Raw genomic sequence first — 26989 nt, forward strand, 5'->3', positions numbered from 1 at the left:
CTTATCACTTTGCCTCTGTGCGCACCCGCGGCGATGCCGGCTCACGTGAGGTGCTGCCGGTTTCCGGTCGGTAGATCGCATACGAGGCAGGTCGCTCGGTCACGTCCGGCTCCGTCCACGTGGAGGAACCTCGCTGCCGGGTTGCCTGACCGGCGACCGGGACCGGCCGGCGGTCAGGAGCCGGGGTGTCGTGCGGCGACTCGTTGCCGTCCGGTCGGCTCGCCGGGACAGCGCCTCCCCGAGTCGGGGCGGCCGCGGTGTCGCCCCGGCCGATCGCGGCGTGTGCGGGGTCCTCCAGCCGCGCCTCGGGGCGCAGATTGGTCTGCTCCACGTAGACGCCGCGTCCCTTGCCGACCCGCGGTTCGTTGGTGCCGCCGGCGTCTGCGACGTCGAGCTTGGCGGCTTCCTTCATATCGCGGAAGAACTTACGGTGCCATGAGCCAGCCGATGTGATCGCCGCGGTGCTGTCCTTGCCGCCGAGCTGGGTGATCCGCCGGTATGGCCGCAGCAGCAGCCAGCCCACGACACCGACCAGCCACACGAGAACCACCTGCAGCCAGCCGGCGAGGCTTGCGGTGTTCATGATCAGGTCGACCGCGAAGAGGTAGATGGCCGCGCCGGTACCGAAGATCGCGATGTTGAAGACCGCCGCCACCACGGCGTTCCCGAGCCGCCGGATGCCCGAGCTGGCGGGTCGCAGCAGGCCGACGGTGCCCAGGATGGGAGCGGCGATGACAGCCCACCGGAAGATCAGGAAGCCCAGCAGGACCAGCAGGGAGGCGGTGAGGTCGAACATCGCGAACATGAGTGATGCCAGCACGGCGATGAAGCCCGCGCCGATCCGGTCCATGCCGTTTGTTCCCTGCAGATAGTCGTAGGCCTCCGGGTCCTCCGTCTTGATCTGCTCAGAGACCTTCTTCCACTGATCGCTCTTCGCGGTGAGGATGGCCGGCCGGGTACCAGGATTCTGCCGGATCCTTTCGGCCTCCCGCCAGCTGATCGAGCGGGCGTCATAGAGTGCTCGGCCGTATTTCTGGGCGGTTGTGCTGTCGGCGGAACCGAGAAGACCGCGGACCCAGTTGCGATAGAGCATGGTCTCGGTCGAGGTGTCGCTCGCCCGCACAGCGGGCGGCCTGTTGTCCTCGCAGGCTTCCGGAACGCCCAGCTTGCAACTGGCGGTGCTACCGGTCTGGGGACGCGGACCCACCGCGTCATGGACGACTCCGAGAGTCGTGACCAGGGTTTGGTCGGCGATGTTCGCGGACTTGACCGGCCAGGCGGCAATCGCAGTTACCGCGACCATGACGAGGATCGCCCAGCCGGCCGTTGTCGTCGCCGCGCCCATGTCGGCCTGCTGCGAGCGCCAGATCAGGTACAGACCGACGATGGCGAGAGTGATCACGCCGAAGACGCTGAAGACTTTTTCGTATACGGCCTTGGTGGCCTGGTCGACCAGCGGGTTTGCCCAGCCCCAGAGCTGTTCCGGGTCCCAGGCGCGCTCCCGCAGCGCGTTGGACGCACCGATTACCGCCGTAGCGATCATGAACTCGCCGTTGGCCACCGTCGTCTCGAACTTGGATTCGGGCTGGGTCAGCGTCGATGCGCAGCCGCCGTCCAGGTCGAAGGTGGTGAAGCTGTAGCCGGCATAGCCGTACTGGCTGTAGATGCCCTGGGGACCGTTCAGCTTCGATGATTCCGGGCGTTCGACGAACCAACCGGCGAGACCGGAGTCAGGGGTGCTGGGAGTGGGGGCCTTGAGGCATACCGCCCGGTCAGCGGCGACGTCCTTGAGCCGCTTGACGCAGCCGGGGATGTCCTTGCCCCATTCCTCGACGCTGCAGGCGCCGCCTGGTGCCCGTAGTGGGGCGGCCGAGGCCGACGACGGTGCGACGACCGCCCAGGCGATGCTCGCCGCAATCGCTACGAGCACCGTCAGTATCAGTGCGCACCCCCGCCGGACCATGTCAGGCCTCCAGGTCGGTCAGCGATGGAATGGCCGAGGGGGTGACCTTGGCCGCCGTCGGCGTCGTGTCCAGGTGGTCCAGCAGGCCGTCCACGTACGACACGTCGACACGGACCTTCTGCACCCGGCCGTCGACGTCGCGCATCACGAACTCGCGGAAGCCGAGCCGGGTCGACGAGGTCGCGTCCGCCTGGGACAGCGACGCCAGGGTCGCCTCGTAGCCGTCGTGCACCGGGACCCGGAGCAGCCGTAGCGCCTCGGACGCGATCTCCTGGTCCTCCGCGATGCGGCCGACGAAGACCGTCGACACGAGGTTCTGCACGTCCAGGCCGAGAATGTCGCGCGGGTTCTGCGAGGCGACGAAGGCCGCAAGGTTCCACTTGCGGGAGTCGCGGGCGAGGCGGACCAGGAACGACCGGCCCGAGCGCCAGCCCTCCATGAAGTGGGCCTCGTCCAGGCCGACCATCTTGCGCGACGACATGGAGCCGCCGTAGCAGCGGCGCACCGCGAGGCGGTGTGCCGTGTGCAGCATCGGCAGGGCCAGGGACTCCTCCGCGGACCAGTACTCGCGCTCGATCTTCAGGTCGGGAAGGCGCAGGCCCGCCATCGTGATGACCGTGAGCGCCGAGTCGGCGCCGAGCAGATGCTCCGGCGGGCGGCCGAAGAACAGCAGGGCCAGCGGCATCTCGGCGGTGTCCAGCAGCAGGTTGGCGAGTTCCCGGCCGTTGTCGTCGAGGGTCTGCAGGGTGGCGACCACGTCGTCGAGCGTCGAGGTCTCCTCGGCGGGCACCTGCCGGACCGCGTGCCGCAGCAGCGTCGCGGTGGTGGCCTCCTTGGCCACCTGCGGGGGCACCAGCATCGAGCAGATGTCCTGCACCAGCATGCGGCGCTCGGCGCGGGCGTTGGAGACCGCGATCTCGTACTCGCGGTCGCCGGCGGGGCCGGTCGGGAACTCGGTGCGCACCGGGGTGGGGATCAACGCGTACGGTGCCAGCGTCCCCTGCTCCGACCCGGTCAGGTTCAGCACCCGGGAGTACGGCCGCAGCTCCGGCATCGCGCACAGCCGGGCCAGCGGGCCGGACGGGTCGAGCAGGGTCACCTGGACGCCGCGGCGCGCGTTCAGGTAGCCCAGCGCGCCCATCAGGGTGGACTTTCCACCGCCGGGCTCCGCCACGAGGACGCCGAGGCCGGAGCGCTCGCGCACCTCCATCGGGAAGTGCAGGTCGAGGAAGACGGGGCGCCGGCAGGTGCCCGAGGTGCGGCCGATCAGGTCGCCGCGGCGGTCGCCCACGTTGGACGCCGCCTGCGGCAACGCCGCGGCCAGCAGCTTGACCGGCATCCGCCGCACGTAGCCGGTGTTGGCGATCGGCTCGCCGGGGATGAACTCGCGGGCCAGCTGGTCCTGGTTCTTCGGGTGCTGCAGCGAGATGCGCAGCTCGCGGGAGTAGAGCTGGATGAGGCGCCGGGCCCGCTCCAGGCACTCCTCACGGGTGCGGCCGCCGACGGCGATCCGGTGCCAGCCGTGTGCGCGTGCGGACTCGACCGGCAGGCCGGTGGTCATCTCGTCGCCGATGACCAGGGCGCGCTTGGCGAGGCGCTCCAGCTCCGGCGGGGCGTCGATGCCGTGCTCCGCGTAGTCGAGCTGCTGGGAGCGGATCATCCGGAGCCGGTGCTCGAGGTTCTTGAAGGAGCTGTTGGACCCGAGGATGTCGATGCGCGAGGAGAGCTCCATCGGCCACGGCAGGCGCTCGTGGAAGTGCATCCACGGCTCGTGCTTCTCCGGGATCTCCAGCGGCTCCATCCGGCCGACGGAGAGGACGGCGACGTGCCGCTCCTCGCCGGTCATCCGGTTGACCAGCTTGACGGTCGACCCGTAGGGGGTGCGGTAGCGCTCGACCTGCTCGGTGAGGGCCAGCAGGTCGCCGCGCTCCCAGTGGCCGTTCGAGACGGGGGAGAGCGGGCCGGGCGGCGCCATGCAGAGCGCGACGGAGCGGAAGAGCAGCCATTCCAGCTCCGGCGGGGTGACCCGGCGGCCGCGCATGCCGAACGCGTTCAGCACCTCGTCGAACTGCTCGACCGTGCGGCCGAGCTTGCGACGTTCGGAGTCGGAGGTGCCCTTTCCGAACATCCGCAGGATGCGTTCGGAGAAGGTGTCGCCGAGCGAGCGGCGGGCGAAGGTGACGCCCAGGTAGGTCTGTCCCTCGGCGTGGTTGACGGAGAGCAGGTGCCGCTGCGCCGCGACGAGGTGGTTCGACCACGAGGTGGCGCCGCTGACGTCGGGCAGCGGCTTCGCCGTGTGCGAGTCGACCGTGCGGGCCCACTCATCGGCAGGGAAGGGCCGGTTGGTGCGGCGCAGGTGCAGCCGGAAGCCGGCCAGGCCCGCGTACTGCTCGGAGATCGCGGAGAGCAGGGCCTCGCGCTCGGCGTCGGGCCGGAACGCCCAGCGCACCTCCGGCAGCGAATACCAGGCCGTCACGGTGCCCTGCGTGAACGTCAGATGCCCGGCGATCTCGCTGATCTCCAGCTCGATGGCGGGGTCGCGATCGCTGAACTTGAGCCGGTGCGGGCGCAGCGGGGTCGCCTTCGGGCGCACCGCGGGCAGGTTCCCCGGCTCGTCGTGGTCCTTGTTCTTGCGGCCCCGGCGCTTGGCGGGGGCCTTCTCGCGGGTGGCCGGCGCCTTCTCCGGCATCGGCGCGGGCAGGTCGGTGCGGACGTCGGGCGCGGGCGCGGCCGGTGCGTACGGCTCGACCGGGCGGACCGGGGTCACCCCGGGCGCGGTCGTCTGCCAGAGCGGCGGCGTCTGCGCGGGCAGGACCACGGTGTCGGGCCGCGGCACGACGGGCGCGGCGGCGACGACCGGCATCGCGCCGGGCCGGGCCTCCTCGGGCCAGTCGTCGAAGTCGGACTGGGGCGGCGCTTCGCGCTCGTCGTAGAAGTCGGCCTGCGGCCCGACCGGTGCCCGCATGAAGGGCGAGACGGGTGCGTCGGGCGGGCGGGCCGCGGGGAGGAAGGTGCCCGGCGGCGGCGGAATGGGTGGCGGCGGGGCGACCAGCGACTCGGGCGCGGGCGGAGCGTCGGCGGGCGCAACGGGCGTGACCTCCTCCGGCCCGGCGGCGGGCGGCGCGGACGTCTGGCGGCGCTCGTCCGCGTCGTCGAAGTCGAAGTCGAAGTCGAAGTCGGCGTCCGGGTCGTCGGCCGGTGGCTCGATCACGGGTGCCGGTTTCGGCGCCGGCGCGCCGCCGAAGAGGTCGAGGAACGGTGAATCGATGTCCATCGGGTCGACCGGCTGGGCGGCGCCGTTGGTGCGGGGCCGGATGGGCTGCGGGGCCTGGAAGACCGCTACCGCGCCGTGTCCGGGGCCGGGCACCTGCTCCGAGCTCTCATCTGGAGAGTAGTTGTCTGGTCGCGCACCGTTACTTTGCCTGCCCGTAAGGGTGGCGTCCGCGCGGGAATGCCCGGGCGGTGGGGAAGCGGTCATGAACGGGCCCCGTTCGGGCATGCAGCATGAGAGGCGAAACTGGTCATACCAACTCCTCCCGAACCCTGATGCGCGTGGCGACAAGTCTCGGGTCGCGCTGCTCGACGGCAGGCTCGCGGGTGCGGCGCCAGTCGGTGAGCGCGGTGCGGATGACCATGCGGGCGGGGCGGTCGGGGTCGACGTGCCGGAACACGTACGAGGTGGTGACCATGGCCAGGGCGATCTCCCAGGCGGGGAAGGCGTCGAACTTCCAGGTCAGCATGTAGTGGAGAAAGACGAACAAAGGTACTAGCAGGACGAACATTCCATATTGCGCATATGGCAGATGTAGGGGCAGGGTGTATCCGGGCGGGCCCAGATAGACCAGGCGTGCCCGGTAGATGTCGTCATCAGTGCGCAGCCGCATGTGTCCGCCCGCGGCCTCAGGTGAAGATGAGGTCGATGATGTAGTCGCCGACGAAGAAGAGCGTCGCGGCGCCGGCGATGAAGGCGAGGCCCACGATGGCGATCGCCGAGCTGGTCAACACCTTGGAGATCTCACCGCGGCTGGCCCGGCCGATGAAGATGATGCCCAGGACGGCCAGCAGGATCGGAGCGATGTTGCTCGCGAAGAAGGTGACGACACCCTCGGTGTTGATGCCCTTGGGCTCGGGGGCGGCCAGGGTGCCTTGCTGCAGGGTTGCCGCGACTTGCGCGACGAGCTCTGTGGCGATCATCGGTAAACCTCCCGGGTGCCTGGCGTGAGGGCGCCGAGCACACTGCAGTTATAAAGCCTCGCTGACGGCAACGCCCATATGGTGCTACTTGCGGCTCACCGCGTCGAGTGAGCTGGTCGGGGCGCTCCTGTCCTACCCAAAGCCCGTCTGCTCTCTTCGGTCCTTCAATGATGCCCAGGTCTGAAGAGTACGGGCCGTACTTCTTACCTACAAGCTGCCCGATTCGTTACCGAAGGTAAAGGCGTGACTGAAGATGAGTCACGCGCGATCGTACACCTGTTCGAAAACCTGCGAACCGGTACCGTCTTGCTGTGACCGACACGAGCGGAAGCGCCACTTCGGTTCAGTTCAGTGGTGACCTGTTGCTCCGGCAAGATCACCCGGTCGTGATGGGCGTACTCAACGTCACCCCCGACTCCTTCTCCGACGGCGGCCGTTATTGCGACGTCGAGGCGGCCGTCGAGCACGGCGTCGAGCTGCGCGAGCAGGGCGCCGACATCATCGACATCGGTGGCGAGTCCACCCGTCCGGGTGCCGAGCGCGTGGACGGCCCGACCGAGATCGCCCGGGTGCTCCCGGTGATCAAGGCGCTGGCCGCCGCCGGGGTGCCGCTGAGCATCGACACCACCCGGGCCGAGGTCGCGGCGGCCGCCCTGGCGGCGGGCGCGACCGTGGTCAACGACGTCTCCGGCGGCCTGGCCGACCCGGGCATGGCCGCCGTCGTCGCGGACGCCGGCTGTCCGTGGGTCCTCATGCACTGGCGCGGGCACTCCCGGCGGATGCTCGAGCTGGCCGCATACACCGACGTCGTCGCCGAGGTCCGCGACGAGCTGCTGCGGCGGGTGGACGACGCGGTCGCGGCCGGCGTCGACCCCGCGCGGCTGATCCTCGACCCCGGCATCGGCTTCGCGAAGCACGCCGAGCACAACTGGTCGCTCTGCACGCACCTCGACGAACTGGTCGCGCTCGGCCATCCGGTCCTGTTCGCGGCGAGCCGCAAGACCTATCTCGGCCGGTTGCTCGCCGGGCCCGGCGGCGAGCCGCGGCCCGTCGACGGCCGGGAGGCGGCGACGATAGCGACGTCCGTGCTGGCGGTGGCCGCGGGGGCCTGGGGCGTCCGCGTGCACGACGTGCGCGCGACCACGGACGCGCTGGCCGTGTGGCGCGCCACCGGCAGTCCGCGTTTGCAAAGATCAAATTCCGGGGGTACGCGGTGCACGACCGCATCAGACTGAGCGGCCTCAGGGCCAGGGGCCACCACGGCGTGTACGACTTCGAGCGGCGCGACGGCCAGGACTTCGTGGTCGACGTGGAGCTGGAGCTGGACCTGGCTCGGGCGGCCGCCACCGACGACGTCGCCGACACCGTCCACTACGGCGAGCTGGCCGGCGGGCTGGTCGAGGTGATCGCGGGGGAGCCGGTCAACCTGATCGAGACCCTGGCCGATCGGCTCGCGACCGTCTGCCTGGCCGACGCCCGGGTGGCCGCCGCCACGGTCACCGTGCACAAGCCGCAGGCGCCCATCCCGCACGAGTTCGCCGACGTGGCGGTCACCGTCCGGCGTGCCCGGTGACCCGGGCGATCCTCTCGCTGGGCAGCAACCTCGGCGACCGGTACGCGCACCTCAGAGACGCCGTCACGCGCCTGGGCGAGCGCGTCGTGCTGGCCTCCGGCGTCTACGAGACGCCGCCGTGGGGCGACGCCGACCAGCCGCCGTACCTGAACGCGGTCCTGCTGGTCGCCGACCCGGCGGCCGGGGCGGACGGCTGGCTGGAGCAGGCTCGGGCGCTGGAGCGGGCCGGGGGCCGGGTCCGCGATCCGGAGCGCCGGTTCGGCCCGCGCACGCTCGATGTGGACGTCATCGCGGCCTGGCAGGACGACGGCACGCCGGTGCTCAGCGACGATCCGGAGCTGATCCTTCCGCATCCCCGGGCACACCAGCGCGCGTTTGTGCTCAAACCCTGGCTCGACCTGCAGCCGTACGCCCGGCTGCCCGGCCACGGCTGGGTCACCGACCTGTTGAACGCGCCGGAGCTCACCGCCGACGCGAACGCGCTGACCCCGCGGCCCGATCTGCCGTTAGAGTCACAGGAGTGAGCAGCAACCCCGGCGGCGGAGCGCCCGATCCGTCGATGCGGCCGACCAGCCTTTCGACGTTGGTGGTCGCCGGGCTGGCCGCCGCCGCGGTCGGCTGGCTGTTGTTGAGCGCCTTCTACGCGCAGATGCCGCGGCTGCCGTGGCTGCCGATCATCGTGCTCGCGGCGCTGGCGACCGCCGAGGCCTTCCTCGCGCAGAACACCAGCGCCCGGATCCAGCACAAGCCCGGCGCGCCGCGGGTCGACCCGATCGCGGTGGCCCGCTACGCCGTGCTCGCCAAGGCGTCCTCGCTGGCCGGTGCCCTCTTCGCGGGCTTCTCCGCCGGCCTGCTGGCCTGGCTGGCGCTGGAGCCGACCCGGGCCGCCCGCGACGACGTTCCGGCGGCCATCGCCGGGGTGGTCTCCGCGCTGGCGCTGGTGGGCGCCGCGTTGTGGCTCGAGCGGTCCTGTCGCGTTCCGGAGCGACCCGACCAGAAGGACGGGGGCGAGTCGGGTCGGTCCGCGGGCCGGTCCTGATCTTTATCGGTTCAGTACTTGAACCGATACCGGCTCGTCTACGTATGCTGTGCCGCGGCTAGGAGGTGCGCGAGATGGCCTACGACGACACGACATATCGTCGTGATACCGACGACCGGGGTGAAAGCAACCCGGCCGCTTACCGGGCAGGTGTCGTGGCCGCGGATTATCGCGCCCGCCGCCGCGATCTCGACCCCGAGGGCGTCGAGGCCGCCATCGACGAGGCGCCGACGGAGCCGATGCGCCGTGACGAGGCGGACGACGGCGGCCGGGACCGGCTCGGCATCCACATCGGCTGGGAGATCCTCCTGCTGCTGGCGGTCGCCGCGATCGCCTTCCTGCTCTACCGGCTCGATCCGGCCGGCCTGCGCCGGCCCGCCCTGGACGGCCTGCTGATCTCGGGCGCCGCGATCGGGCTGCTCACCCTCGGCGCCGGGCTGACGATCCGCGCCGGCGTACCGAATCTCGCGCTCGGTCCGGTCGCGCTCGCCGCGGCGCTGCACTTCGCCGAGAACGGCGACGAGGGCCTGGTGAAGGCCGCCGTGCCGGCGCTGATCATCGCCGCCGCCGGAGGCCTGCTGGTGGCGCTGTTCGTGATCGTCCTGCACGTGCCCGGCTGGGCCGCGACCCTGGGCGCCGCCATGGGCGTCGTCGTCTACGACCAGCTGCGCACGGCGCCGGTCGTCGTCCAGGGCGACTACGACCCGTCCAACCAGGCGTTCTACCTCTTCGGCGGCTTCGCGCTGCTCGCGGTCATCGGCGGGGCGCTCGGCACGGTCACGCCGATCCGCCGGCTGGTCGGGCGGCTGCGCCCGGCCGGCGACCCGGCCCTGCGCCGGGGTGCCGGCGCGGCGCTGCCGGTGATCGCCGCGCTCGTCCTCTCCTCGGTGTTCGCGGTCGGCGCCGGCATCCTGATGGCGGCGCAGTCGGCCGGCCCGATCGTCCCCGGCACCGGGCTGGAGTGGACCGGCATCGCGATCGGTGCCGCCCTGCTCGCCGGCACCAGCGCGTACGGGCGGCGCGGCGGCATCTTCGGGACCCTGCTCTCGGTCGCCGGGATCACGCTGTTCCTCGACTATGCGAACCGGCGCGACCTCGACATTTCGCTGTTCGCCATCGCGGGCTGCACGATCGGCGCGGGGCTGATCGTGAGCCGGCTGGTCGAGACGTACGGGCGCCCGCTGCCGGTGCCCGCCGTCGGCGAGGACTGGAACGCGGCGGCCTCGGTGGGCACCACGTGGTCGCCCGACATGCCGGAGACCTGGGCGACCTCGGCGACGCCGCCGGCGACCGCCGCGGGTCGCTGGGACGAGGGCCCGTGGGGCAGTGCCCGCTGATCGCCGGAGATCGGCCCTATGCTGGCAGCATGACCGAAGCGACCTTCGCCGAGCTTGACGCCCTGCCCACCGAGGAACTGCGTGAGCGCGCCTTCGCGAAGGCGCGTGAGCTGCACGACCTGAAGTTCTTCTGGTCGGTGTTCAGGCACCTGCCGGACGCCGACGAGGCCGAATCGCTGGACGGCGCGCCGCACTCGGTCGGCCCGACGATCGACGAGGCGGTCGCGCTGTGGCGCGAACTGACCGGGCACGGCTTCGGCGAGCAGGAGCCGCTGTTGCGGGCGGCGTTCATCGACTACCTGCAGAAGCACTGATACCACCGCAAGGCACACATTCACGGATATCAGCACCGACGCGTTTGGCGACCGGAATCCGCTGGGCAATAGCGGGTTCATGGCTCTCACCAACCGCTACAAAACCGCGCCCGGTGCGGGCACGCTTGCCGCGCTGATACTGGTCCTGGTCTTCGGCAGCCCCTGGTATGCCGACTGGGCCGCCGACAACACCGACCCCGACACCGCCGGAGGCTGGTGGCTGCGCCTGCTCGCGTGGCCGCACTGGCGCTTCGACTCCGACGACTCGCTGCGCTCGATCGTGATCGGCGACCTCAGGGCGATCCTGGTCGTCGTGCTGACGCTGCTCTTCCTCTACCTGCTGCCCGGCTCCCAGCTTGCCCGGGCCCGCGGCACCCTCAGCCAGTTCTTCGCGGGCTGGGCGGCGTACATCTTCGCCGCCGGTTTCGCCGCGCTGCTGACCACGCTGTTCCTGGCCAACCCGTCGCTGCTGAGCGCGTTCCGCACCGCCGGGGAGGGCGCCACCTACGGCCTCTTCGTCGGCTGGATCGTCGGAATCGCCACCCTCGGCGGACGCCGGGGCACCCGCTAGCCGGGCCCGCCCGTAGCGGTGCGGCGCGACCGGACGATCCCCCGTCGTCCGGTCGTGCCGCGTCCCGGTTTGTCAGGCGATCGCGGTGGCTTCCTCGTCGGGCACGTCGAACAGGGCCGAGCGTGAGACGGCGCCGACCGGCTGCCCGTCCTCGACCACGATGACGTTGAGGGAGTCGCTGGTCAGCATCGCCGCGAGCGCGTCGTGGAGCGTTCCGGACAGGTCCATCGTCGGCAGCCGGGAGATCTCCTCGACCTGGCCGATCGGCCGCATCGCGTCCCGTACGGGGGTGACCGCCAGCCGCCGGATGCCCCGGTCGGCGCCGATGAACTCGCGCACCGCGGCCGATGCCGGCCTGCTCAGCAGCTCGGCCGGGGGCGCGTACTGCATCAGCCGGCCGCCGTCGCCCAGCACCGCGATCCGGTCGCCGAGGCGTACGGCCTCGTCGATGTCGTGGGTGACCAGCACGATGGTCTTGCGGACCGTGGCCTGCAGCCGGAGGAACTCCTCCTGCAGCCGGCCGCGCACGATCGGATCCACCGCGGAGAACGGCTCGTCCATGAGCAGCACCACCGGATCGGCGGCGAGCGCGCGGGCCACGCCGACCCGCTGGCGCTGACCGCCGGAGAGCTCGTGCGGATAGCGGCCGCCGTAGCGGGCCGGGTCGAGGCCGACGAGGTCGAGCAGCTCGTCCGAGCGGGATCTGATCCGCTTGCGGTCCCAGCCGAGCAGCCGCGGAACCGTGCTCACGTTGGTGCGGATCGTCTGATGCGGAAAGAGTCCGACATTCTGGATCACGTAGCCGATCTGCCGGCGCAGCTCGACCGGGTCCTGCGCCGAGACGTCCCGGCCGTCGATCAGGATCCGGCCCTTGGACGGCTCGATCAGCCGATTGATCATCCGAAGCACGGTGGACTTGCCGCAGCCCGACGGGCCGATGAGTACGACCAGCTCGCCGGCCGGCACCTCGAGGCTGATGTCGCCGACCGCCACCGTGCCGTCCGGATAGACCTTTCCGAGGTTCGCGAGCGTGATAGACGCAGCGCTCCGGCCAGCGCCGGAGTCGGTGATCGCGGTAGCGTCCACGTATGTCCTTCCTGTCGAGGGCCCCGGCGCCTGCGTGGCCCTTGGCCGCCCCCGCTGATGACGGGCCGGGGAATCCGTGGTTCTCGTGGCGCTACGTGCACGACAACGCCGACGAGATCCTCTCCGCACTGCAATTCCACGTGGGCCTCACCGCGCGTGCAGTGATCATCGCGCTGATCGTCGCCCTGCCGCTGGCGGTCGTCTCCTATTGGTGGCGCCCGCTGACCGGCCCGATTCTCGCACTCTCCGGCATCCTCTACACGATTCCGTCGCTGGCGCTTCTCGCCCTGCTCGCCCCGGCGGTCGGCACCACGACCGACACCGCGGTCCTGATCGCCCTTGTGCTCTACGCGCTGCTCGTGCTCGTGCGCAACTCCCTGGCGGGCCTCACCCAGGTGCCGAACGAGGTCCGCGACGCCGCGGCCGGCATGGGGTACGGCCGGTTCGGCCGGCTGTGGCACATCGAGTTGCCGCTGGCGCTGCCCGGCATCCTCACCGGGCTGCGGCTCGCCACGGTGTCCACCGTGGCGCTGGTGACCGTCGGCTCGCTGATCGGCCGGGGCGGCCTCGGCGACATGATCCTCGGCGGCTTCCGGAACAACTTCTACAAGGCCGAGATCATGACCGGCACGATCCTCTGTGTCGGCCTGGCCCTGGTGCTCGACCTGCTTTTGGCCGGGGTGGGACGAGCGCTGACCCCCTGGGCGCGGGAGCGGAAGTCTTGAACTACCTCGAAGAGGCCTACGTCTGGCTCAACGACCCGCTCAACTGGACCAACCCGGGCGGGCTGCTCGACCGGCTCGTCGAGCACCTGGTCATCAGCGCGTGGGCGGTGCTGCTGGCCTGTGCCGTCGCCTGGCCGCTCGGCATCTGGCTCGGCCACCGCGGGCGTGGCGGCGGCGGGGTCGTCGTCCTGGCCAACCTGACCCTGGCGATCCCGACGCTGGCCCTGCTCACCATCCTGCCGCTGACCCCGCTCGGCTTCGGCAAGCCGCCCGTCGTCGTGGCGCTTGCCGTCTTCGCGGTTCCGCCGCTGCTGGCCAACGCCTACACCGGGCTGCGGCAGATCGATCCCGAGACGAGGGACGCCGCGCGGGGCATGGGCCTGTCCGGCGGCCAGCTGCTTCGCCAGGTCGAGCTGCCGCTCTCGGTGCCTTACCTCGCGGCGGGGCTGCGGACCGCGGCCGTGCAGGTGGTGGCCACGGCCGGGCTGGCCGCGTTCGTCAACGGCGGCGGGCTCGGCGAGATCATCCTGGCGGGCTTCGGCATCGGCATGAGCAACGGCGGCGGCGGGCAGATCGTGGCCGGCGGCATCGTTGTGGCGCTCGTCGCATTGCTGGTCGAAGCGCTGCTGGCGGGCGTACAACGGCTGGTGACACCGGCTCCGTTGCGGACCGGGCGGCGAGCCCGGCCCACCGCGGCGGCACCGGCGGGGTAACGGTCCCGCATCGTTACGAAAGATGTCACACCCAACGGGTAGGAATGTCTGTGGCCGTTTCCCGCGGCCGACAACCGAATCACACGGGCATCGAATACCGACTGCCCGTCGGACACGCGGCGCGGCAATCCGGCCGTGCCGGGACACAGAAGGCGGCAGTATGCGTCGACACCTGCTCCTGACGGCCGGCACCCTCATGACCGCCGCCGTCATCCTCGCCGGCTGCGGCGAGTCCGGCTCCTCCGGCACCGACGCCCCCGCGAGCGCCGCGGCGGGCGCGGGCTGCGCGCCCGTGGCCGGCGACACCCTGGTCGTCCTCACCGACGACAAGAACCTGCAGAACACCGACAACGTGGTCCCAGCGATCCACAAGAAGTCCTCGTCGCCGCAGCTCATCGCGGCGCTCGACAAGGTCTCCGCGGCGCTCGACACGACCAAGCTGATCGAGCTCAACAAGGCCGTCGACGTCGACCGCAAGTCGTCGAAGGCCGCGGCCGAGGAGTTCGCCGCCGCCAACAACATCACGGCGGGCATCGAGAAGGGCCCCGGCGGCGACCTGAAGGTCGGCGCCGCCAACTTCAGCGAGAACGCCACCCTGGGCGAGCTCTACAAGATCGCCCTGACGGCCGCGGGCTACAAGGTCGAGGTGCAGCAGATCGGCAACCGCGAGCTCTACGAGCCCGCCCTCGAGAAGGGCGACATCGCCGTGGTCCCGGAGTACGCCGCCACCCTGGCGACGTTCCTCTCCGGCAAGGTCGACGGCAAGGACGCCAAGGACCCGTCCTCGCCGCAGCTCGAAACCACGATGACCAACCTGACCGCCCTCGGCGCGAAGGTCGGCCTGGTCTTCGGCACGCCGTCCGCGGCGCAGGACCAGAACGCGTTCGCCACCACGGAGGCGTTCGCCACCAAGAACGGCCTCAAGACCCTTTCGGACCTCGCCGCCAAGTGCTCGGGCGCGGCCACCATCCTGGGTGGCCCGGCGGAGTGCCCGCAGCGGCCGAAGTGCCAGCAGGGCCTGGTCGACACCTACGGCTTCCAGGCGGGCAAGTTCAGCTCCCTGGACGCCGGCGGTCCGCTGACCAAGACCGGCCTCAAGCAGGGAACGATCAGCGTCGGCCTCGTTTTCAGCTCGGACGGAGCCCTCGCGGCGGGTTGATGACCTGCTGATACCTACCGGACGATCCCAGGCGCCGGGCATCTCGACCGAGGTGCCCGGCGCCTGGGCGTATCGTGACGGGCGACACTCTCTGTAGCATCTGCGACCATGCCTGACCGTGACCCCGAGGCGCAGCAGTCCGCTCGCCTCCTCACGGCGCTGATCTGGGCCGGCGTCGCCATCGCCCCGGTCGCCGCCCTCGTCGTGCTGCTCGGCGGCAGCGGCGGTTCCATGCGGTTCGCGGTCCTGCTGGTCGCGGTCTGCGTCGTCCTGATGGGCGCGGCGATGCTGATCAGAAACGATCCGGTGCTGCGCCGCATGGACGTCGAGGACCGGGTCGCGGCGGAGACCGGCGAGTTGCGCGAGCGGTTCCGCGAGGAGATCGCCGCGGCGGCCCGCGCGACCAACCACCGGGTGCAGGTGCTCCAGGACGAGATCACCCGGATGTGCTCGGCGGGCTCTCCGATCAATTCCCGCCAGCCCGCGGCCCTGCCCCCGTCCCCACCGCCTTCTCCGGCCCGGCCCGTGGGCGCCCGCAGCGCCGCCGCCGTAGCGGCCTCGTCGGTCAGTCCCGCCGCGGCCGTCAATGTTCCGGCCGTCGCGTCCGTATCCGTGCCGGTGGGCTCGGCAGCGGTGGGCGCGGCCTCCGTCGGCTCCGCCAGGGTCGGCTCCGCCAGCGTCGGTTCCGCCAGGGTCGGACCCGCGTCGGGCGGCGTGGTTCCGCATCCGCGCGCCGCCGCGGTCGTGCCGACCTCGGGCGGGGTCTATCGCCAGGATGGGTACGGCTCGGCGTCGGTCGTGCCGACCTCGGGCGCGGTCTACCGCCAGGGTGGGCAGGGCGCGGCCCCGGCCTCCCGGCCCGGCACGGTCTCGCGCGGCGGGTCGATCCCCCAGGCGGATGTGGTCTTTCAGGGTGGTGTCGGCGCCCCGTCCGGGCGGCGGCCCGCCGTTTACGGGCAGGCCGCCGAGTACGGCGCGAACTCCGCCGACGACCACGACACCGCCTCCGACTACTGGGCCGCGCCCGGAACGGCGATCGTGCAGCTTCCGTCGCGGCGGCACGCGGCACCCGACACCGGCACCGACCTGGCCCGCTTCGGAATCGCCGACCCGGCCGCCGGCGACGGCTACCGCCCGCACGGCGGCTACCAGGTGCCCGCGAACGACGGCTACGACTACGGCTACTCCGAGCGCGCCGCGGACGACGCCCCGGGGCAGGGCGCCGGCTGGCAGGACACCGACTACACCTCGACCGGCGGCCAGGACACCGACTACACCTCGACCGGCGGCCAGGACTCCGGCTACGGCCAGGCGACCGTTTACGGCCGGCCGGCCGGCCGCGGCCAGGCGACCGGCTACGAGCAGGAGACGGGCTACGAGCAGGAGACGGGCTACGAGCAGGCGCCCGGATACGGCCGTGCCGATCAGTTCGGCCCGGACCCCACGGCCGCCCGCCCCCGGGGCGAGCACGGCCGCTGGTAGCTCTTCCGCTACTTGTCGATGTCCCCGACCACGAAGAACATCGACCCGAGGATCGCGATCAGGTCCGGAACCAGGCACCCCGGGATCAGCGTCGCCAGCGCCTGCACGTTCGCGTAGGACGCCGTCCTCAGCTTCAGCCGCCAGGGCGTCTTCTCGCCGCGGGACACCAGGTAGTAGCCGTTGATGCCCAGCGGGTTCTCCGTCCAGGCGTACGTGTGGCCCTCCGGGGCCTTGACCACCTTCGGCAGGCGCACGTTCACCGGCCCGCTGATCTGGTCGACCCGGTCCAGGCAGGCCTGCGCCAGGTCCAGGGACACGTAGACCTGGTCCAGCAGCACCTCGAAGCGGGAGTGGCAGTCCCCGGCGGTCCGGGTGACCACCGGAACCTCAAGCTGGTCGTACGCCAGGTACGGCTCGTCGCGCCGCAGGTCGATGTCGAGGCCGCTGGCCCGCGCCACCGGTCCGGACGCGCCGTACGCGGCGGCCTGCTCGGCGGTCAGCACCCCCACGCCGACGGTCCGGGCGAGGAAGATGTCGTTGCCGCGGATCAGCCGGTCGATGTCCGGCATCCGGCGGCGTACCTTGTCGATCGCCTCGCGGGCCCGGCCGGTCCAGCCCGCCGGGACCTCCTCCTTGATGCCGCCGACGCGGTTGAACATGTAGTGGATCCGGCCGCCGGAGACCTCCTCCATGACGGCCTGCAGCGTCTCCCGCTCCCGGAAGGCGTAGAACATCGGCGTGATCGCGCCGATCTCCAGCGGGTACGAGCCGAGGAACATCAGGTGGTTGAGCACCCGGTTCAGTTCGGCGAGGGCCATCCGCAGCCAGGTCGCGCGCTCGGGCACCTCGATGCCCATGAGCCGTTCGACGGCGAGCGCGACGCCGAGTTCGTTGGAGAACGCCGATAGCCAGTCGTGCCGGTTGGCCAGCACGATGATCTGCCGGTAGTCGCGCACCTCGAACAGCTTCTCGGCGCCCCGGTGCATGTAGCCGACGATCGGCTCGCAGGCGACGACCCGCTCGCCGTCGAGGGTGAGCTTGAGCCGCAGCACGCCGTGCGTCGACGGGTGCTGCGGTCCGATGTTGAGCACCATGTCGGCCGTGTCGAGCCCGGACCCGGTGCCGACCGTCATCTCCCGCAGGTCACTCACGACGCCGCTCCGTGCCGCCCGGTGGTTCGCTCACTGCGTTCGTTCACGGCAGCATCGTCCCACGAAGCTCGATGCCTACCTCGTGCAGCAGCCACCAGTGCCCGCCCAGCCCGGCGGGGTCGGTGAGTTCGGCGGCGGCGCCGGCCGCGCTCAGCGCCCGCAGATATCCGGCCGGGTCGGTGCGCGCGAGGTCGAGCGCCGGTCGCCCGCCGTCGACACCGAGGCCTCGCAGCGCCTCACGCTGACCGATGATCCGGTACGGGGTGCCGGCCGCGGCCGCGGCGGAGTCGACGGCCACGTGGGCCGTGATGTCGCACGTGCCGTCGGGCACCGGCTCGACCTGCCGCCCGTTCCGGAAGCCGGTCAGGGTGCCCAGCGGGGGCCGAGCCGAACGCAGATGCCCGTAGTCGACGGCCAGCGCGCAGCCGAACCGCACCGCGCCGACCGCATCGGCCCAGGCGGCGTCGCGGGGCCAGCCGATCTCGACCCGGTCCCCGAGCCCGGCACCGGGCCACCACCGCGCGGCCCAGAACCGATCGGCGGCGCCGACGTCCGGCCCGAGCGACTCCAGCCCGCTCCCGCGGTCGACGAGCACCCGGCGCAGCCGCCCGCCGGCGTCGAACTCGGCGACGTCGAGCGGCACGTTGTCCAGCCACTCGGTGGCCAGCAGCACCCCGACGATCCGTTCGGGCACGTCGCGGCGCCAGCCGATCTCCGGTGGCAGCCCGGCGGGCCGCCGGGCGACCTCGACCCCGGCGAAGCGGACCCGCCCGGCGAGGCCGCGGCCCTCGCCGCCGGGCCCGGTGGCGCTGTCGGCGCTCACCAGGGCGTGCAGGGCGGCCAGCAACTCGCCGCGGCCCGCGCCCACGTCGACGACGTCCAGGCGGTCCGGGCCGCCCAGTGCGGCGTCCACCCGCCGAATCAGCCGCAGCAGGGCGCCCGCGAACAGCGGGGAGGCGTGCACGCTCGTCCGGAAGTGGTCCGCCGGGCCCTCGGCCGGGCGGGTGAAGAAGCCCCCGGTCCCGTACAGCGCCCCGGCCATCGCGGACCGCCAGCCAACGTTCGTCACGTCCGCCAATCTAGGCGCAAAACGCCGGTGTAGTTGTTCACACGCTCTTGTCACCTGCGTGTTACGTCGGCGCATAATTGCGGTCGACCGGTACCCCATTCGCGAGGACTGGATCTTGAAATGAGCGCTCTGCCGCGCGCCGGAAGGCGTGCGCATCCCCTGGTGGTCGGCGTTGTCGGCGCCGGCCGGGTGGGTGCGGTCCTCGGTGCCGCCCTCGAGGCCGCCGGGCACCACGTGGTCGCCGTGGCGGCCGTCTCCACCGCCTCCCGCGAGCGGGCCCGCCGCCTGCTGCCGCGCGCCGAGATCCTCCCCGCTGACGAGGTCGCCCGGGCCGCCGCCGATCTGCTGCTGCTCGCCGTTCCCGACGATCACCTGGCCGCGGTCGTGGCCGGCCTGGCCGCCACCGGATCCCTGCCCGGCGCCGCGGCCGTGGCGCACACCTCCGGCGCGCACGGCCTGGCGGTGCTCGGCGACACCGACGGGATCGCGCTGCACCCGGCGATGACCTTCACGGGTGCGGACGCCGACCTCGACCGGCTGCCCGGCATCGCCTGGGGCGTCACCGCGCGGGACCGGGCCTTCGCGTCGCGGCTGGTGACCGACCTCGGTGGCATTCCCGAGTGGGTCGCCGAGGACGCCCGGCCGCTCTACCACGCCGCCCTCGCGCACGGCGCGAACCACCTGGTCACGCTCGTCAACGAGGCCGCCGACCTGCTGCGCGCCGCCGGCGTCGAGCACCCGGAGACGGTCCTCTCGCCGCTGCTGCACGCCGCGCTGGACAACGCCCTGCTGCTCGGCGACGCCGCGCTCACCGGGCCGGTCTCCCGCGGCGACGCCGGGACGGTGCGCAAGCACCTGGACCGCATCGCGCCGGAGTCCGTGCCGGCCTATCTCGCCCTGGCCCGGCGCACCGCCGACCGGGCCATCGCCGCGGGGCGGCTGCGGCCGCGGGACGCGGCACAACTGCTGGACGTACTCGCCCAGGCGGGTGCGCCGGTGACCGCACCGACCGCGCCGACCGTAGGGAGCCTGGCATGACCGCGCTCGTTCACACCCGCGTCGAACTCGCCGCCGCCCGGGCCGCCGCGACCGGCCGGGTGGCCGTCGTGATGACCATGGGCGCCCTGCACGAGGGGCATCGGCAACTGATGCGCGAGGCCCGCGAGCGCGGCGACTTCGTGCTCGTAACGATCTTCGTGAACCCGCTGCAGTTCGGCCCGAACGAGGACTTCGACAGGTACCCGCGCACGCTGGACGCCGACCTCGAGGCCTGCCGGGCCGAGCGGGTGGACCTGGTCTTCGCGCCGGACCGCGACGAGATGTATCCCGGCGGCGCGCCGCTGGTGACCCTGGACGCCGGCCCGATGGGCGGGATTCTCGAGGGGGCGAGCCGGCCCGGGCACTTCTCCGGGATGCTCACCGTCGTCGCCAAGCTGCTCATGCTCACCCGTGCCGACCTGGCGTTCTTCGGCGAGAAGGACTTCCAGCAGCTGTCCCTGATCCGCCGGATGGTGCGTGATCTGGAGATCGGAACGGAGATCGTCGGCGTGCCGACCGTGCGGGAGGCCGACGGGCTTGCCCTGTCCAGCCGCAACCGCTATCTCTCGGCCGGGCAGCGGCAGGCCGCGCTCGCGCTCTCGCACGCCCTGCGAGAGGGCGCCGCGCAGAGCGACGCGCAGAGCGCGCTGGAGGCGGCGGGCAAGATCCTCGCCGACGAGCCCGGCGTGCAGGTCGACTACCTGGCCCTGACCGACCCGCTGCTGGGTACGCCCCCGGTCGACGGCCCGGCCCGGCTGCTGGTCGCCGCCAAGGTCGGAGCGACCCGCCTGATCGACAACGTGCCGCTCCTGCTCGGGAACGCCGCCTGACGCTCGAACCCGGGAAGCCCCCTGGCCGCCTCACCGATTGCCATATGATTGACAAATCGGACATCGGCGGACGCTGGGGAGGCTCGGGTTCATGCGACACTCGCCTCGGCGGCGGTCACGCAGGAACTGGGCGATCGCGGCCGCGCTGAGCCTGTTCGCCCTCCTGCCGGCCGGTGGCTGCGGCTACCCCGCCGGCGTGGACGGGAACCTCACCAACGGCTGGGCGGCGATCGGCGTTCCAGCCGGTTTCACGCCCGTGGCGGGCACCTGCCACCTCGCCAACTTCTCGCCCACCGGCGCCCGGGCCACCTACGAAGAGGTCGGCTGCAAGCTCAAGCACCGCACCGAGACCGTCTACGTCGGCAGCTATCCGAGCCCGGCCGCCGATGCCGCGGCTCCGCCCGCGGCCGACTCCGCGGGTGCCCGGGCGGCCTACGAGACCTGTGACCGCAAGACCACCGAGTACGTGGGCGCGCCGTGGCGCACGGCCCGGCTGTGGATCGGGGTGACCCAGCCGACCCCGGCGGCGTGGGCCGGCGGCGCGCGCTGGTTCCGCTGCGAGGTGCTGGTGAGCAGTTCGATCGAGGACGACGGCGGGCTGGTGCAGCGGGTCGGCACGCTGCGCAACGCGCTCAAGGAGCCGAAGTCCGACCTGCTGTTGACCTGCTACACCGTGCTGCTGGACCGGGACGGCGAGATCGCCACCATGCCCAGCGTGCCGTGCGACGCCAAGCACAACTCCGAGTTCGTCGGCATCTGGGACGCGGGGGACCGCGGCTACCCGAAGACCGCCAAGGACTGGGACGAGTTCCACGAGGGCTGCCAGAAGGTGATCGCCTCGTACGTCGGCGTGCCTGACGACGGCGACCTGAAGTACCGGGCCGGCGTGATCTCGCTGCCCGGCGGCGACGACGTCTGGGAACTGGGCGATCGGGACGTGCGCTGCTACCTGTGGGTGGATGAGACGACCCTCACCACTTCGCTGAAGGGCAAGGGCCCCAAGGGTGCGCCCGTGCAGTACCAGTAACGCCCGGCACTTCTTGGCGCCCCGCCCGTGATTTCGCCGCCCCGGCGGGGTTGACTGAGGCCATGTCGCATCTTGCCGACCTTCCGGCGCTACCCCGCCGCCTGGCCGCCGCCGAGCCCGGCTGGACCGAGACCACCGACGTGCTGGTGGTGGGCTCCGGCGTCGCGGGCCTCACCGCCGCGCTCTACCTGCGCGAGTCGGGCCTGCACGTCACGGTGGTTACCAAGGTCAATATCGACGACGGCTCCACCCGCTGGGCGCAGGGCGGCATCGCGGCGGTGCTCGATCCCCTCGACACGCCGGAGGCGCACGCCTTCGACACCGAGATCGCGGGGGTCGGCCTCTGCGACCCCGCGGCCGTGCGGGTGCTGGTCGAGGAGGGGCCGGCGCGGATCCGGGAGCTGATGCGGATCGGCGCCGAGTTCGATCGCAACGTCGACGGTTCGCTGATGCTGACCCGCGAGGGCGGCCACCGCGCCGACCGGATCGTGCACGCCGGCGGCGACGCCACCGGCGCCGAGGTGCAGCGCGCCCTGCACGAGGCGGTGCGCCGGGACCCGTGGATCAGGCTGGTCGAGCACGCCCTGGTGCTGGACCTGCTACGCGCGGCGGACGGCCGGGCCTGCGGCATCACCCTGCACGTCCTGGGCGAGGGCAGCGAGGACGGCGTCGGCGCGATCCTGGCCCGCGCGGTGGTGCTGGCCACCGGCGGGATGGGGCAGGTCTTCGCCTCCACCACCAACCCGGCGGTCTCCACGGGCGACGGCGTCGCGCTCGCGCTGCGGGCCGGTGCCAAGGTCAACGACGTGGAGTTCGTGCAGTTCCATCCGACGTCGTTCGTGACGGCGAGCGTGACCTCGGTGCAGCGGCCGCTGATCTCCGAGGCGCTGCGCGGCGAGGGCGCCCACCTGGTCGACGAGTCCGGCAAGCGGTTCATGGTCGGCCAGCACGAGCTCGCCGAGCTGGCACCGCGCGACATCGTGGCGAAGGGCATCCACCGGGTGCTGCGGGCCACCGGCGCCGACCACGTCTACCTGGACGCGCGGCACCTGGGCAAGGAGTTCCTGGAGCAGCGCTTCCCGACGATCATGGCGTCCACCCGGGCCGCCGGCGTCGACCCGGCGACGGAGCTGATCCCGGTCGCCCCGGCGGCGCACTACGCGTCCGGCGGCGTCCGCACCGACCTGCACGGCCGCACCTCGATCCCGGGCCTCTACGCCTGCGGCGAGGTGGCCTGCACCGGCGTGCACGGCGCCAACAGGCTGGCGAGCAACTCGCTGCTGGAGGGCCTGGTCTTCTCCCGTCGCATCGCCGACGACATCGCTCGGAGCCTGCCGCCGCAGGCGGATCCGGTGCCGCCCACCGGGGACCCGGGCTGGGTGGTCGCCCCGGCGATCCGCGGCGACCTGCAGCGGGCGATGACCCGGGGCGCCGGCGTGCTCCGCTCGGCCGACTCGCTCGCCGTGACCGCCAAGGAGCTGGCCCGCCTCGGCGAGCAGCGCGGAGCCCCGCGCAACGCGTCCTGGGAGGCGACCAACCTGCTCACGGTGGCGAGCGCGCTCGTCGCCTCGGCCTCCGAGCGGCGCGAGACGCGGGGCTGCCACTGGCGCGAGGACTACCCGAACGCGGCCGACGAATGGCGTGGCCACCTGCTCGACGCGATCGACGCCGGCGGCCGAGTCACACAGACCTTCGAGGAGATGGCATGACCGACCGCACCGCGGCGAAGCAGGGGCCGGAAGGGCAGGCCGGAGGAGAGCACCGCATGACGGGTGAGCTGGACCTGGCCGAGGTGGAGCGGATCGTCTACACGGCGCTCGCCGAGGACCTCGGGGACCCGCCCCGCGACGTGACGAGCGAGGCGACGATCCCGGCCGGCCAGGTCGACACGGCCGAGCTGATCGCCCGCGCCCCCGGCGTGGTGGCCGGCCTGCCGGTCGCGGCCCTGGTCTTCGGCGCGACCTCCGGCGGTACCGCGGAGTTCGACCAGCGGGTCGAGGAGGGCGCCCGGGTGGTCCGCGGCGACGTCCTGGCGGTGGTCACCGGGCCGACCCGGTCGCTGCTCACGGCGGAACGCACGGCGCTCAACCTGCTCTGCCGGATGTCCGGCGTCGCGACGCACACCCGCCGGTGGGCCGACGAGCTGGCGGGCACCAAGGCGACAGTGCTCGACACCCGCAAGACGACCCCGGGCCTGCGCGTGCTCGAGAAGTACGCGGTCCGGGTCGGCGGCGGCACGAACAAGCGCATGGGCCTCTACGGCGTGGCCATGATCAAGGACAACCACAAGCTCGCGGCCGGCGGCATCGCCGCGGCCTACCGCCTGATCCGCTCGGCGTTCCCGGACGTGGCCGTCCAGGTGGAGATCACCACGGTGGCCGAGGCCGAGGAGGCGGTCGAGGCGGGCGCCGGCTTCCTGCTCTGCGACAACATGGCGCCGGAGCTGCTGCGCGAGGTGGTGGCGGCGGTCGGCGACCGGGCCGAGCTGGAGGCCACCGGCAACCTGAGGCTGGAAACCGCGAAGGACTACGCGGTGACCGGCGTCGACTACCTCTCGGTCGGCGGCCTGACCCACTCGTCCCCGATCCTCGACATCGCGCTGGACCTCCGTACCCGCTGAGCTCCGCACGTGAGCTTGGGCCGCCCGCGGGTGGGCGGCCCACGCGCCGCGACGACCGGCCGGGTGGCATGGTCGCCGGTGTTGCGGTTGGTGACGCCAACGCCCGTACCGTCGAATGGTTAGGCTCCCCCCGTGCTGCTCTGCATCGACATCGGAAACACGAACACCGTCCTCGCCACCTTCGACGGGGATAAACTCGTCCACAGCTGGCGGATCAAGACCGACGCGCGGTCCACCGCCGACGAGCTCGGCCTGATGTTCCGCGGCCTGCTCGCCGGCGACGCGGTGGAGATCACCGGTGTGGCGGCCTGCTCGACCGTGCCGGCCGCGCTGCGCTCGCTGCGGACGATGCTCGCGCGCTACTACGCCGACCTGCCCAATGTCATCGTCGAGCCGGGTGTGAAGACCGGGGTGCAGCTCGCGATCGACAACCCCAAGGAGGTCGGCGCCGACCGGGTCGTCAACACCCTCGCCGCCCACGCGCTGTACGGGGGTCCGTCGATCGTGGTGGACTTCGGCACCACGACGAACTTCGACGTGATCAGCGCCCGGGGCGAGTTCCTCGGCGGCGCCTTCGCGCCCGGCATCGAGATCTCCTTCGACGCGCTGGCCGCCCGAGCCGCGCAGCTTCGCAAGGTCGAGCCGACCAAGCCGCGCTCGGTGATCGGCAAGAACACCGTCGAGTGCCTGCAGTCCGGCCTCTACTACGGCGTCGCCGGGCAGGTCGACCGGATCGTCGACCTGATGACCGAGGAGCTGGGCGGCGTCCGCTCGGTCATCGCCACCGGCGGGCTCGCCTGGCTGGTCAAGGACGAGTGCCGGACCATCACCGCGCACGAGCCGATGATCACGCTGATCGGGCTGCGGATGGTATATGAGCGGAACCTCTGAGACTGGCTTAGTAGGCTTTCCGGAACCCTGAGATGTCGTCCTCCACAGAGAGTCGTGCCGTGACCGAGCAGAATCCCGCAGCCGTTGACCCCGCCGATGGCCTCGCCCCGGCAGAGGACCTTCCCGAACAGATGCGGGTCCGCCGGTCGAAGCGGGACCGGCTGCTGGCCGACGGCGTGGAGCCGTACCCGGTCGGTTTCGACCGCACCGCGACGCTCGCCGAGGTCCGCGCCAGGTATGCGGACCTCGAGACCGACACCGCCTCGGGCGACAAGGTCGGCATCACCGGTCGGGTGATTTTCGTGCGTACCGGCGGGAAGCTCTGCTTCGCCACGCTGCGCGACGGTGACGGGACCGAGCTGCAGGCCATGCTCTCCCTGGACAAGGTCGGCGCCGAGGCGCTCGAGCAGTGGAAGCGCGTCGTCGACCTGGGCGACCTGGTCGGCATCACCGGCGAGGTGATCACCAGCCGCCGCGGCGAGCTCTCGGTGCTCGCCGACTCCTGGACCATGACGGCCAAGGCGCTGCGCCCGCTTCCGGTGGCGCACCGGCCGCTGGGCGAGGAGACCCGGGTCCGGCAGCGTTATGTCGATCTGATCGTCCGCCCGCAGGCCCGGGAGATCGTCCGGGCCCGGGCCACCGCGGTACGCAGCCTGCGCGAGTCTCTGTTTGGGCGCAATTATCTCGAAGTGGAAACGCCGATGTTGCAGTTGCTGCACGGCGGCGCCACCGCTCGCCCGTTTGTGACGCACAGCAACGCACTCGATATAGATCTCTATCTGCGTATCGCTCCGGAACTCTTTTTGAAGCGCGCCGTCGTGGGCGGCATCGAACGGGTCTTCGAGATCAACCGCAACTTCCGCAATGAGGGCATGGATTCCACGCACTCTCCGGAGTTCGCGATGCTCGAGGCGTACCAGGCGTATGCCGACTACAACGTGATGCAGCAGCAGACCCGCGAGTGGATTCAGGAGGCCGCGGAGGCGATCGCCGGATCACACATCGTCACCCACTTCGACGGCACCGAGTTGGACCTCGGCGGCGAGTGGGGATCGGTCACCCTGTTCGGTTCCCTCTCCGCGGCGCTCGGCGAAGAAGTGACCGTGCAGACCGATCTGGCGCAGCTGCAGAGGTACGCGGAAAAGCACGACCTCGCGGTCGACCCGAAGTGGGGGCCGGGCAAGCTGGCCGAGGAGCTCTTCGAGCACCTCGTCCAGCCGACGCTGCAGGCGCCGACGTTCGTGCGGGACTATCCGGAGGAGACGACCCCGCTGACCCGGGCGCACCGCGAGACGCCGGGCCTGACGGAGAAGTGGGACCTCTACGTCATGGGCTTCGAGCTGGCGACCGCCTACTCGGAGCTGACCGACCCGGTGGTGCAGCGCGAGCGGCTGACGGCCCAGTCCCTGCTGGCCGCCGGCGGCGACCCGGAGGCCATGCGGCTCGACGAGGATTTCCTGCGCGCGATGGAGTACGGAATGCCGCCCGCCGGCGGGATGGGAATGGGAATCGACCGGCTACTGATGGCGCTGACCGGCCTGGGCATTCGCGAAACGATCCTGTTCCCGTTGGCGCGCCCGGAGTAGCCGACGCGGGGCAAGCGATTTGCATCGCTTCCCCGTCAATCGACTACCCGCCATTGACGGATCACGCGGTACTCGCGTTATTGTTCACGTGATTGCGTGGAGTAGAGAACCTGTGTTCGAGAGGATAACGGCGCGTGGCCAAGCAGATCATTCACAAGCTGGTCGATGACCTCGACGGCGGTGACGCCGAGGAGACGGTCAAGTTCGCCCTCGACGGCATTCAGTACGAGATCGACCTGTCCGACAAGAACGCGGCGAAATTGCGGGAAGTCTTCGCGCCGTACGTGGGCGCGGGTTCGAAGGCCGCGCGCGGTGGTGTGGTCGTCGGCGGGCGCGCTGCTCGTGGCCGCGGCGGTGCGACCGCCGACCGGGAGCAGAACAAGGCGATCCGGGAGTGGGCCAAGAAGGCAGGCAAGGACATCTCCGACCGGGGCCGGATCCCGCAGGAGATCGTGGACGAGTTCCACGTGAAGGGTCCCGGCCGCTAAGCCGGTCCGACCGACAGCAGGGTCCGCGGCGCGTCAAGCGCCACGGACCCGGCGGTTTTGGCACTCGTTGCGGGGCCGCCCCGCGGAGGTTTTTCACAGGGGTGTGGGGGTTATACACAGGGGGTGGTAGGTG

The 26989-nt window shown here is 71.6% G+C and carries 26 protein-coding genes; 19 read left to right on the forward strand and 7 right to left on the reverse strand.

Features of this window, described 5'->3' with window-relative positions:
* Positions 1–4 precede the first annotated feature (4 nt).
* The 4 genes from AB0F10_RS03815 to AB0F10_RS03830 are packed head-to-tail and all read right to left on the reverse strand — an operon-like array spanning position 5 to position 6157.
* On the reverse strand, positions 5–1963 hold the full coding sequence (locus AB0F10_RS03815; RefSeq protein WP_360620271.1) for an MFS transporter: 1959 nt from the start codon (positions 1961–1963) through the stop codon (positions 5–7).
* Between the two features lies 1 nt (position 1964).
* Complete coding sequence (locus tag AB0F10_RS03820; protein ID WP_360620272.1) at positions 1965–5441, reverse strand: ATP-binding protein; 3477 nt, start codon at positions 5439–5441, stop codon at positions 1965–1967.
* A 43-nt stretch (positions 5442–5484) separates the two neighbouring features.
* The gene (locus AB0F10_RS03825) at positions 5485–5847 is read right to left on the reverse strand and encodes a hypothetical protein (protein WP_360620273.1); all 363 of its coding nucleotides are present in this window, start codon (positions 5845–5847) and stop codon (positions 5485–5487) included.
* A gap of 16 nt (positions 5848–5863) precedes the next feature.
* Complete coding sequence (locus AB0F10_RS03830) at positions 5864–6157, reverse strand: hypothetical protein (RefSeq protein ID WP_360620274.1); 294 nt, start codon at positions 6155–6157, stop codon at positions 5864–5866.
* Positions 6158–6546: 389 nt separating this feature from the next.
* On the opposite strand from AB0F10_RS03830, the gene folP reads away from it, so the two are divergent.
* From folP to AB0F10_RS03865, 7 genes are all read left to right on the forward strand, one after another.
* Positions 6547–7392: a dihydropteroate synthase gene (folP, locus tag AB0F10_RS03835; RefSeq protein WP_360620295.1), complete on the forward strand. Its 846-nt coding sequence runs from the start codon at positions 6547–6549 to the stop codon at positions 7390–7392.
* A complete protein-coding gene (gene folB, locus AB0F10_RS03840) occupies positions 7371–7730 on the forward strand; it encodes a dihydroneopterin aldolase (RefSeq protein WP_360620275.1) in 360 nt (119 codons plus the stop codon). The genes folP and folB overlap by 22 nt, the downstream gene beginning before the upstream one ends.
* Positions 7727–8254, forward strand: a complete 528-nt coding sequence (folK, locus tag AB0F10_RS03845) for a 2-amino-4-hydroxy-6-hydroxymethyldihydropteridine diphosphokinase (RefSeq protein ID WP_360620276.1) — start codon at positions 7727–7729, stop codon at positions 8252–8254. Before folB ends, folK begins: the two co-directional genes overlap by 4 nt.
* Before the next feature lie 35 nt (positions 8255–8289).
* Positions 8290–8769, forward strand: coding sequence for a DUF3180 domain-containing protein (locus AB0F10_RS03850; protein ID WP_360620296.1), 480 nt, complete (start codon positions 8290–8292; stop codon positions 8767–8769).
* 155 nt (positions 8770–8924) lie between these two features.
* On the forward strand, positions 8925–10106 hold the full coding sequence (locus AB0F10_RS03855; protein WP_360620277.1) for an ABC transporter permease: 1182 nt from the start codon (positions 8925–8927) through the stop codon (positions 10104–10106).
* Between the two features lie 29 nt (positions 10107–10135).
* Entirely contained in the window at positions 10136–10420 is a 285-nt protein-coding gene (locus tag AB0F10_RS03860) for a hypothetical protein (protein ID WP_360620278.1), read from the forward strand.
* Between the two features lie 79 nt (positions 10421–10499).
* Positions 10500–10991 (forward strand): hypothetical protein, encoded by a 492-nt coding sequence (locus AB0F10_RS03865; protein ID WP_360620279.1) that lies wholly within the window; start codon positions 10500–10502, stop codon positions 10989–10991.
* A gap of 72 nt (positions 10992–11063) precedes the next feature.
* Here AB0F10_RS03865 and AB0F10_RS03870 read toward each other — a convergent pair whose 3' ends face one another.
* The gene (locus tag AB0F10_RS03870; protein ID WP_360620280.1) at positions 11064–12077 is read right to left on the reverse strand and encodes an ABC transporter ATP-binding protein; all 1014 of its coding nucleotides are present in this window, start codon (positions 12075–12077) and stop codon (positions 11064–11066) included.
* 2 nt (positions 12078–12079) lie between these two features.
* Here AB0F10_RS03870 and AB0F10_RS03875 point away from each other — a divergent pair, with 2 nt between their 5' ends.
* From AB0F10_RS03875 to AB0F10_RS03890, 4 genes are all read left to right on the forward strand, one after another.
* Entirely contained in the window at positions 12080–12802 is a 723-nt protein-coding gene (locus AB0F10_RS03875) for an ABC transporter permease (protein ID WP_360620281.1), read from the forward strand.
* Positions 12799–13515: an ABC transporter permease gene (locus AB0F10_RS03880; protein WP_360620282.1), complete on the forward strand. Its 717-nt coding sequence runs from the start codon at positions 12799–12801 to the stop codon at positions 13513–13515. The genes AB0F10_RS03875 and AB0F10_RS03880 overlap by 4 nt, the downstream gene beginning before the upstream one ends.
* Positions 13516–13675: 160 nt before the next feature.
* Positions 13676–14674 carry a glycine betaine ABC transporter substrate-binding protein gene (locus AB0F10_RS03885; protein WP_360620283.1) on the forward strand — a complete coding sequence of 333 codons (999 nt, stop codon included), beginning with the start codon at positions 13676–13678 and terminating at the stop codon, positions 14672–14674.
* 108 nt (positions 14675–14782) lie between these two features.
* Positions 14783–16156: a hypothetical protein gene (locus tag AB0F10_RS03890; protein ID WP_360620284.1), complete on the forward strand. Its 1374-nt coding sequence runs from the start codon at positions 14783–14785 to the stop codon at positions 16154–16156.
* An 8-nt stretch (positions 16157–16164) separates the two neighbouring features.
* Here AB0F10_RS03890 and AB0F10_RS03895 read toward each other — a convergent pair whose 3' ends face one another.
* Both AB0F10_RS03895 and AB0F10_RS03900 read right to left on the reverse strand, forming a co-directional pair.
* Entirely contained in the window at positions 16165–17289 is a 1125-nt protein-coding gene (locus AB0F10_RS03895; RefSeq protein ID WP_360620297.1) for an NADH-quinone oxidoreductase subunit D, read from the reverse strand.
* 61 nt (positions 17290–17350) lie between these two features.
* Positions 17351–18349 carry an SAM-dependent methyltransferase gene (locus AB0F10_RS03900; protein WP_360620298.1) on the reverse strand — a complete coding sequence of 333 codons (999 nt, stop codon included), beginning with the start codon at positions 18347–18349 and terminating at the stop codon, positions 17351–17353.
* A 147-nt stretch (positions 18350–18496) separates the two neighbouring features.
* Here AB0F10_RS03900 and AB0F10_RS03905 point away from each other — a divergent pair, with 147 nt between their 5' ends.
* The 8 genes from AB0F10_RS03905 (at position 18497) to AB0F10_RS03940 (ending at position 26856) form a co-directional block, all read left to right on the forward strand.
* Entirely contained in the window at positions 18497–19414 is a 918-nt protein-coding gene (locus AB0F10_RS03905) for a Rossmann-like and DUF2520 domain-containing protein (protein WP_360620285.1), read from the forward strand.
* On the forward strand, positions 19411–20244 hold the full coding sequence (gene panC, locus AB0F10_RS03910; protein ID WP_360620286.1) for a pantoate--beta-alanine ligase: 834 nt from the start codon (positions 19411–19413) through the stop codon (positions 20242–20244). The genes AB0F10_RS03905 and panC overlap by 4 nt, the downstream gene beginning before the upstream one ends.
* Positions 20245–20335: 91 nt before the next feature.
* Positions 20336–21271 (forward strand): septum formation family protein, encoded by a 936-nt coding sequence (locus AB0F10_RS03915; protein ID WP_360620287.1) that lies wholly within the window; start codon positions 20336–20338, stop codon positions 21269–21271.
* A 62-nt stretch (positions 21272–21333) separates the two neighbouring features.
* Positions 21334–22980, forward strand: coding sequence for an L-aspartate oxidase (locus tag AB0F10_RS03920; RefSeq protein ID WP_360620288.1), 1647 nt, complete (start codon positions 21334–21336; stop codon positions 22978–22980).
* Between the two features lie 56 nt (positions 22981–23036).
* The gene (gene nadC / locus AB0F10_RS03925) at positions 23037–23891 is read left to right on the forward strand and encodes a carboxylating nicotinate-nucleotide diphosphorylase (RefSeq protein WP_360620299.1); all 855 of its coding nucleotides are present in this window, start codon (positions 23037–23039) and stop codon (positions 23889–23891) included.
* Positions 23892–24023: 132 nt separating this feature from the next.
* Positions 24024–24782, forward strand: coding sequence for a type III pantothenate kinase (locus AB0F10_RS03930; RefSeq protein ID WP_360620289.1), 759 nt, complete (start codon positions 24024–24026; stop codon positions 24780–24782).
* 59 nt (positions 24783–24841) lie between these two features.
* A complete protein-coding gene (gene lysS, locus AB0F10_RS03935; RefSeq protein WP_360620290.1) occupies positions 24842–26368 on the forward strand; it encodes a lysine--tRNA ligase in 1527 nt (508 codons plus the stop codon).
* A 134-nt stretch (positions 26369–26502) separates the two neighbouring features.
* Entirely contained in the window at positions 26503–26856 is a 354-nt protein-coding gene (locus tag AB0F10_RS03940; RefSeq protein WP_184988208.1) for an Lsr2 family protein, read from the forward strand.
* The last annotated feature ends 133 nt before the right edge of the window (positions 26857–26989 follow it).

The organism is Actinoplanes sp. NPDC026623 (assembly GCF_040638275.1).
GTDB lineage: Bacteria > Actinomycetota > Actinomycetes > Mycobacteriales > Micromonosporaceae > Actinoplanes.